The organism is Kitasatospora sp. MY 5-36 (genome assembly GCF_001182915.1).
Lineage (GTDB): Bacteria > Actinomycetota > Actinomycetes > Streptomycetales > Streptomycetaceae > Kitasatospora.
In genome coordinates this window covers 21042-28726 of sequence record NZ_LFVW01000089.1, presented here as the reverse complement: position 1 = coordinate 28726, position 7685 = coordinate 21042, and the positions used below count along the sequence as shown (strand labels likewise).

General features: G+C 75.3%; 8 protein-coding genes. 6 read left to right on the top strand and 2 right to left on the bottom strand.

Translation table 11 applies throughout. The annotated features are described in order from the left end of the window. The 6 genes from AE652_RS07440 to AE652_RS07415 form a co-directional block, all read left to right on the top strand. On the top strand, window positions 1-669 hold a 669-nt coding region (locus tag AE652_RS07440; protein WP_049650377.1), incomplete at its 5' end, for a dihydrodipicolinate synthase family protein. A 102-nt stretch (window positions 670-771) separates the two neighbouring features. Continuing rightward, window positions 772-1803, top strand: a complete 1032-nt coding sequence (locus tag AE652_RS07435; RefSeq protein WP_049650376.1) for an aspartate-semialdehyde dehydrogenase — start codon at window positions 772-774, stop codon at window positions 1801-1803. Window positions 1804-2152: 349 nt separating this feature from the next. Then, window positions 2153-3433 carry an NYN domain-containing protein gene (locus tag AE652_RS07430; RefSeq protein ID WP_049650375.1) on the top strand — a complete coding sequence of 427 codons (1281 nt, stop codon included), beginning with the start codon at window positions 2153-2155 and terminating at the stop codon, window positions 3431-3433. Window positions 3434-3596: 163 nt separating this feature from the next. Next, a complete protein-coding gene (locus tag AE652_RS07425) occupies window positions 3597-4595 on the top strand; it encodes an ABC transporter ATP-binding protein (RefSeq protein ID WP_234348270.1) in 999 nt (332 codons plus the stop codon). Next, window positions 4592-5401, top strand: coding sequence for an ABC transporter permease (locus AE652_RS07420; protein ID WP_049650373.1), 810 nt, complete (start codon window positions 4592-4594; stop codon window positions 5399-5401). Before AE652_RS07425 ends, AE652_RS07420 begins: the two co-directional genes overlap by 4 nt. Before the next feature lie 102 nt (window positions 5402-5503). After that, window positions 5504-6313: a hypothetical protein gene (locus AE652_RS07415; protein ID WP_159028386.1), complete on the top strand. Its 810-nt coding sequence runs from the start codon at window positions 5504-5506 to the stop codon at window positions 6311-6313. A gap of 93 nt (window positions 6314-6406) precedes the next feature. Here AE652_RS07415 and ybaK read toward each other — a convergent pair whose 3' ends face one another. Beyond that, window positions 6407-6901, bottom strand: a complete 495-nt coding sequence (gene ybaK, locus AE652_RS07410; protein ID WP_049650372.1) for a Cys-tRNA(Pro) deacylase — start codon at window positions 6899-6901, stop codon at window positions 6407-6409. Window positions 6902-6941: 40 nt separating this feature from the next. Then, entirely contained in the window at window positions 6942-7679 is a 738-nt protein-coding gene (locus AE652_RS07405; RefSeq protein ID WP_181970799.1) for an LON peptidase substrate-binding domain-containing protein, read from the bottom strand. Window positions 7680-7685 lie beyond the last annotated feature (6 nt).

The window sequence follows — 7685 nt, the reverse complement described above, 5'->3', positions numbered from 1 at the left end:
CAGCTGACCGTCGGCGCCTCCGGCGGCGACACCCGGACCGTCGGCGAGGCGCTGGCCGCGCTCGGCGCGCGGGTGTCGGGGGCGGCGGCGCTGGTCACCACGCCGTCCTTCGTCCGGGCCGGCGAGGCCGGGACGGTCGCGCACTTCCGGGCGCTGGCCGCGAGCAGCCCGCTGCCGCTGGTCGTCTACCACATCCCGTACCGCACCGGGCAGCAGCTCTCCACCGCCGCGCTGCGCGAACTCGCCGCGATCGAGGGCGTGGTGGGTGTCAAGTACGCGACCGGCGGGCTGGACCAGACGGCCGCCGAGCTGCTCGCCGACGCCCCCGAGGGGTTCGCCTTCCTCACCGGCGAGGACGCCTTCCTCTCGCCGATGCTGGCGCTCGGCGCGGCCGGTGGCATCCTCGCCTCCGCGCACCTGGCGACCGCCCGGTTCGTCGAGCTGACGGAGGCCTGGCAGGTCGGGGACGTGGCGCGGGCCCGGGCGCTCGGGCACCGGCTGACCGGGCTGGCGCTGTCCGCCTTCACGGCGCCGAACCCGACGGTGACCAAGGGCGTGCTGCACGCCCAGGGCCGGATCCCGACCCCGGACGTGCGGCTGCCGCTGCTGCCGGCGGGGCGGGCCGAGGTGGAGGCGGCACTGGCCCTCGCCAGTGGTCTGGACCACTAGCGCACTCTCACGTCGTGGAACGCCAGGTCGTACGACGCCCGTGACAAGGCATGATGGGCGGAGTGCGGCTGTGAACAGCACCTTTCAGAGGAGTAGTCGGAGATGAAGATCGGCATTGTCGGTGCCACCGGCCAGGTCGGCGGCGTGGTCCGCGAGATCCTGGCGGAGCGCAACGTTCCGGTGGAGCAGCTGCGGCTGTTCGCCTCGGCCCGCTCGGCCGGGCGCACGCTGCCCTGGCAGGGCACCGAGGTCACCGTCGAGGACGCGGCCACGGCCGACTACACCGGCCTGGACATCGTGATCTTCTCGGCGGGCGGCTCGACCTCCAAGGCCCTGGCCCCCAAGGTCGCCGCGGCCGGTGCCGTCGTGATCGACAACTCCTCCGCCTGGCGCCGCGACCCCGAGGTCCCGCTGGTCGTCTCCGAGGTCAACCCGGAGGCCATCGCGGACCGCCCCAAGGGCATCATCGCCAACCCGAACTGCACCACCATGGCCGCCATGCCCGTGCTGCGCCCGCTGCACGAGGAGGCCGGCCTGGCCGCGCTCGTCGTCTCCACCTACCAGGCCGTCTCCGGCAGCGGTGTGGCCGGCGTCGCGGAGCTCCAGGACCAGGCCGCCAAGGTCGTGGAGCTCGGCGCCGCCGCGCTCGCCCACGACGGCGCCGCCGTCGAGTTCCCGGAGCCCAAGGTCTACCAGCGGCCGATCGCCTTCAACGTGGTGCCGCTGGCCGGCTCCCTCGTGGACGACGGCTCCAACGAGACCGACGAGGAGCAGAAGCTCCGCCACGAGAGCCGCAAGATCCTCGGCATCCCGGAGCTGAAGGTCTCCGGCACCTGCGTGCGCGTCCCGGTCTTCTCCGGCCACTCGCTGCAGATCAACGCCCGCTTCGAGCGCCCGATCAGCCCCGAGCGGGCCGTCGAGCTGCTCGCCGCCGCCCCCGGCGTCGAGCTGTCCGACATCCCCACCCCGCTCCAGGCCGCCGGCCAGGACCCGAGCTACGTCGGCCGCATCCGGGTGGACGAGACGGTGGACAACGGCCTGTCGCTGTTCGTCTCGAACGACAACCTGCGCAAGGGCGCCGCGCTGAACGCCGTCCAGCTGGCCGAGCTGGTCGCCGCCGAGCTCAAGGGCTGAGCGCCCCTGAGCTCAAGGGCTGAGCACCTCCGGGTGAACCCCATCGGCTGAGCGCCACCAGGGTGAACCACCGGCCGGGACATTGGCCGGACCACCGCCGCGTGACCTCGGGCGGGCCCCGTCGTTGTACGGGGCCCGCCTTCGCTTTTGTTTGCTCCTCGTTGGGACGGCCGTTGCGCTACCGGGACAACCGGCGAGGTTCGGCAGGCGAACCGCGGGTAAAAGGTGACCCAACGATCGGGCGACGACGGGGGCCCCTCACCTCGGCACGCCCGGACGGCGGGCGGACCGCCCATTCCCGAATCGACCCACCCGACTGGTTCCGAGGGCGAGCGAAAAGAGGTGCGCGATGGACCGCTGTGTCGTCCTGGTGGACGCCGGATATCTGCTGGGCGCCGCCGCCAGCCTGCTCGCGGGGGATCCGTCCCGCTCCAAGGTCACCGTGAACCACACGGCCCTGATCGCCGCACTGCGCGAACGCGCCGAGGCCGAGACAGGCCTGCCGCTGCTGCGGATCTACTGGTTCGACGCCGCGCCCGACCGGCGCCCGATGCCCGAGCACCGGCGGCTGCGGGTGCTGCCCCGGGTCACCGTACGGCTCGGCGCCCTCACCCGGGCCGAGGGGCGCTGGGTGCAGAAGGGCGTGGACGCCGCGATGCACGCCGAACTCTCCGAGCTCGCCCGCAACCGGGCCTGCGCCGACGTCGTGCTGATCACCGGCGACGGGGACCTGCTGCCCGGCATGATGACCGCCAAGGAGCACGGGGTGGCCGTCCACCTGTGGGCCCTCCAGGCCGCCGACGGCGACTTCAACCAGTCCGAGGACCTGGTCGGCGAGGCGGACGAGCGGCGGGTGCTCGACCGGGAGTGGATCGAGGGGTCGTTCTCCCTGCGGGAGCACTCCAGCATGTTCCCGGCCCCGGGGGCCCGGCAGGAGATCGCCAAGATCCTCGCCGCCCCGCCGGCCGCCCCGCTGCCCACCGTGGTGCCGCCGGTGGTCCGCCCGGCGGCCACGGCCGCGGCCCCGGCGGACGCCCCCGCCACCGACGGACAGCCGCAGCCGGCCGCGGCCGCGCTCAAGGTCGTACCGACACCGAAGGACCTGGCCGGGCGGGCCTCCTCCGTCACCCCGGTCACCGCGCTCACCCCGGTGGCGAACGGCAGCAACGGCCACGGTGTGAACGGGAACGGGGCCGTCGCGCAGACCGGGCCGGTGCTGCGCTGGTCCTCCGACCGCGGCTGGGTGGACCGGCCCGTCCCGGAGCCCGCCGTCACCGCCGGCGACAGCCTGCCCACCCTCGCCCAGCTCACCACCGCCGAGCAGCGCTGGGCCGACCGCGAGGAGGACATCACCTCCATCGGCGGCGACGCCCACGAGGTCGGGCAGGTTTTCGCCCGCCGCTGGAGCGAACGCGTCGGCGACGCGGAAAGACTGACCATGCTCTGGCCCGACTACCCGCGCATCCCGCACCGGGTGGACGGCGAGCTGCTGCGCTACGCCGCCCGCTTCGGGCTGCTGGCGCACAAGGACGACCAGATCGACGAGCACGACCGCTACGCCATCCGGGCCGGGTTCTGGAAGGAACTGGCGGCGCGGGTGCCGGGCGGGTCGATGGTCGTCGACGACTGAGCCGGGCGGCGGACGGAGCGGGCCCGACGGCCGGGGCGGCGCGACGACCGAGGGGGTCCGAGGGCCGCGGCGGCCCGGCGGACGACCCGCCAGGTCGGCGGCCCGGGCGCGGGCGGGGCCCCGTTGTCCGGTTCGCCCGTATGAGCGCGTAGAGTCTTCGGTCGTGAGCGAGACGGCGGGGCGAGCACCCGAGGAACCCCTGCCGTGCGTGGCCGTGCGCGACCTGGTCAGGACGTACCGCAGCGGACGCGGCGCGGCCGCCACCGAGATCCGGGCCAACGACGGGATCAGCCTCACCGTCCGCCAGGGCGAGGTCTTCGGGCTGCTCGGGCCGAACGGAGCCGGCAAGTCGACGCTGGTGCGCCAGCTCACCGGACTGCTGCGCCCCGACTCGGGCTCCGTCGAACTCCTCGGCCACGACATCGTGCGGCACCCCGAGCGGGCCGCCCGGCTGCTCGGCTACCTCGGGCAGGAATCCACCGCGCTGGACGAGCTGACGGTCGCGCTCGCCGCCGAGACCACCGGACGGCTGCGCGGACTCACCCGGGCGCAGGCCCGCGGCGCTGCCGCCGACGTGCTGACCGAACTCGGGCTGGAGCCGATCGCCGCCCGGCCGCTCGCCAAGCTGTCCGGCGGACAGCGGCGGCTCGCCTGCTTCGCGGCCACCCTGGTGGGGGAGCGCCCGCTGCTCGTCCTGGACGAGCCCACCACCGGCATGGACCCCGTCGCCCGGCGGGCCGTGTGGAGCGCCGTGGACCGGCGGCGCGCCGAGCACGGGACGACGGTGCTGCTGGTCACCCACAACGTGATCGAGGCCGAGACGGTGCTCGACCGGGTCGCCGTGGTCGACGACGGCCGGGTGATCGCCTGCGACACGCCCGGCGGGCTCAAGGCGCTGGTGGACGGCGACGTCCGGCTCGACCTGGTCTGGCGGGACGAGGCGCCGCTCGGCGTGCCCGCCGTCGCCGCGCTGCGCGAACGGGCCGAGTGCACCGGGCGCCGCTGGACCGTCCGCACCACCCCCGAGCAGGCCCGCGAACTGGTCGCCGCCGTCACCACCGGCCCGGCCTTCGCCGCGCTCGACGACTTCACCCTCGCCACCCCGAGCCTTGAGGACGCCTACCTCAAGCTGGGCGGCCGCCACGGAGGACTGGCCAAGTGACGCTGCTCTCGGTGCCGCCGCGGACCGACCGGTCCACGGCCGCCCCCGCCCCGCTCGCCCCCGCGGCCAGGCTGCTGCCGGCGCTCGCGGCCGTGTACCGGGCGCAGCTCGCCCGGGCGCGGGTGGCGCGCATCCCGCTGCTGTTCGTGGCCACCTTCCAGTCCGTCGGCATCCTGGTGATGATGCGGGGCGTGGTGGACGCCGGGCAGTCCTCGGCGGCGCGGTCGGTGGTCGCCGGGTCGAGCGTGCTGGTGGTGGCGTTCGTCGCGCTGAACCTGCTCGCCCAGTACTTCGGGAAGCTGCGGGCCACCGGCGGGCTCGACCACTACGCGACGCTGCCGGTGCCGGCCGCCTCGGTGGTGCTGGGGACGGCCGCCGCGTACGCCTCCTTCACACTGCCCGGGACGCTCGCCACGGCGGCGTTCGGGGCGGTGATGTTCGGGCTGCCGCTCGGGCAGCTGTGGGTGCTGCTGGCGGTCGTGCCGCTGGCCGGGGCCGCGCTGTCGGGGCTGGGGGCGGCCTGCGGGCTGCTGGCGCCGCGCCAGGAGCTCGCGACGATGCTCGGGCAGCTCGGGATGTCGGCCGCCCTGCTGCTGGGCGTGCTGCCGGTGGACCACCTGCCGCAGCCGGTGCAGTGGCTGCGGGACCTGCTGCCGTCCACGTACGGGGTGGACGCCTTCGCGCGGACCTTCGCGCCGGACCCGGACTGGGCGCTGGTGCTCGTGGACCTGGGGGTGTGCGCGGGGGTGGGCGTGGTGTCGCTGGCCGTCGCCACCTGGGCGTACCGGCGGGCGGTCTCGCGGTAGGGCGTCCCAAGGTCGGACGTCCGGTAGCGGGCCCACGACCGGTGGGCACGGTGGCGGGTACGGGTGGGTCGTCCGGGTGGCCGTCGTGAAACGATGGGGCGCGTGACCGTACCGAACACACCTCCGGATCCCGCGCCCGCCGATGTGCAGGCGGTGCCGGACGCAGCGCCCGACCCGTTCGCGCCGCCGTACGGGGCCACCGCCCTCGGGCACGGGACGATTCCGCTGGGGCGGCGGCTGCTGCCGGAGGTCCGGGTCGGGGCGGGTGTCGTGGTCGCCTGCCTGGTGGCCGGTCTGGTGATGGCCGGGCTGTGGGCCTGGCTGGCGCCGAAGGTGCCGCTGCTGGTGGACGGCGACCGCATCCTCTACGCCGACCCCGAGGGCGAGCAGCGGGCCGGGGCCGACGCGGTGTTCGTGCTGATCGGCCTGGGGGCCGGGATCCTGACCGCGCTCGGCGCCTTCCTGGTGACCCGGCGGCGCGGCGGCGGCATCGCGGTCGCGCTGGGACTGGCCGTCGGCGGGCTGCTCGGATCGATCGGGGCCTGGCGGATCGGGCGGTGGCTCGGGCCGAGCGGCGACCTGATCGGCGAGGCCCGGCGGGTCGGCAACGGCGGGCACTTCGACGCGGGCATCGACCTGGGGGCGCTGGGGGCGCTGCTGGTCTGGCCGATGACGGCGATGGTGGTGCTGCTCCTGCTCTCGGCCGCGTTCGGGAAGCGGGAGGAGGACCCGCCGCCGTACTGGGCTCCGGTGGTGCAGGCTCCGCTGGCGGGGCCCCCGGTGATGCCCCCGGTGATGCCCCCGACGGGGCCCTCGGCGGGGCCCTCCGCGGAGGCGCCGACCGGGCCGTGGGCCGGGCCGGGTGCGGGGAGCGGCGCCGGAAACGGTCCGGGGAGCGGTACGGAGCGCTGAGCGTGGTCGGGCGCGGGGTGGTGCGGGTCGTCCCGCACCGGCCCCGCGCCCTCGCTTTTCCCCCGGGGAGGGGCTTTCCCCCGGGGAGGGGGCTCAGCGGGCGATGGGGGCGGTGTCGGCCCTCGTGAGGGCGACGAGGTCGGTGGGGGCCAGTTCGACTTCGAGGCCGCGGCGGCCCGCCGAGACGTAGACGGTGGGGTGGCCGAGCGCGCTGACGTCGACGACGGTGCGCAGCGGCCGGCGCTGGCCCAGCGGGGAGATGCCGCCGAGGACGTAGCCGCTGCTGCGCTCGGCGGCGGCCGGGTCGGCCATGGCGGCGCGCTTGCCGCCGACGGCCGCCGCCAAGGCCTTGAGGTCGAGCTGGCCGGCGACCGGGACCACACCGACGGTGAGGGTGCCGTCCACGTCGGCGACGAGGGTCTTGAAGACCCGCTCGGGGGCGATGCCGAGGACCTCGGCGGCCTCGCCGCCGTACGAGGCGGCGGCCGGGTCGTGGTCGTAGGCGTGCACCGTGAACGGGACGGCGGCGGCTTCCAGGGCGACGGTGGCGGGTGTGCCCTGGCCGCCCTTCCTGGTCTTCTTGGCCATGCGGGGTCCTCGGGGTCCTTGAGGTCCTTGGGGTCCTCGGTCAGTTCGGGCTGAAGGACTGGCGGGTGAGGTCGACGGCGGGCAGCGACGGCAGCCAGCTGAGGACGGCCGACTCGCGGCGCAGCAGGTCGAGCTCGGCGCGCAGCCGTTGGGCGGTGTCCGGGCAGGCGAGCAGCTGCTGCTTGACCGGGGTCTCGAACACCGAGGCGGCGGCGACCAGGTAGGAGAGCACCTGGGGGTCGTCCGGGAGCTCCTGGTGGCCGACGGTGCTCGCCTCGCGGGCGCCGGCCAGGCGCTTCTGGTAGACCCGGAACGCCCGCTCGACCTCGGAGGCCAGCGCGCCGGAGCCCTCGCCGGGGCGCTCCTCGATCAGCTCCGTCTCCCCGGTCAGGTACGGGCCGGAGACGTCCACCGAGCGCAGCCGGAACCGGGTGGTGCCGGTGACCAGCAGCTCGTAGCGGCCGTCCGGCTGGTGCTGGACGGAGGCGATGTCGGCGACGCAGCCGACCTGGAAGACCGCCTCCAGCGGGTCCCCGGTGACGGTGCCGAGGCCGTCCAGCGGACCGGCCGGGCCCTCCTCGGGCCTGACCCGGGCGACCTCCCGGCCGTCCCTGATCGCGAGCACGCCGAACCGCCGGGGAGTGTCCTCGGGCTGTTCGAGCAGATCGGCGACGAGACGGCGGTAGCGCTCCTCGAAGACGTTCAGGGGCAGCACCAGGCCCGGGTAGAGCACGGTGTTCAGCGGGAAGAGCGGCAGCCGTTCTGTCACGGCGGACAGCGTAGT

Bases quoted from the DNA above. Each gene is read 5' to 3' on its own strand.
- AE652_RS07435 (WP_049650376.1), top strand. From the start codon at position 772: ATGAAGATCGGCATTGTCGGTGCCACCGGCCAGGTCGGCGGCGTGGTC.
- AE652_RS07430 (WP_049650375.1), top strand. From the start codon at position 2,153: ATGGACCGCTGTGTCGTCCTGGTGGACGCCGGATATCTGCTGGGCGCC.
- ybaK (WP_049650372.1), bottom strand. From the start codon at position 6,901: ATGGCCAAGAAGACCAGGAAGGGCGGCCAGGGCACACCCGCCACCGTC.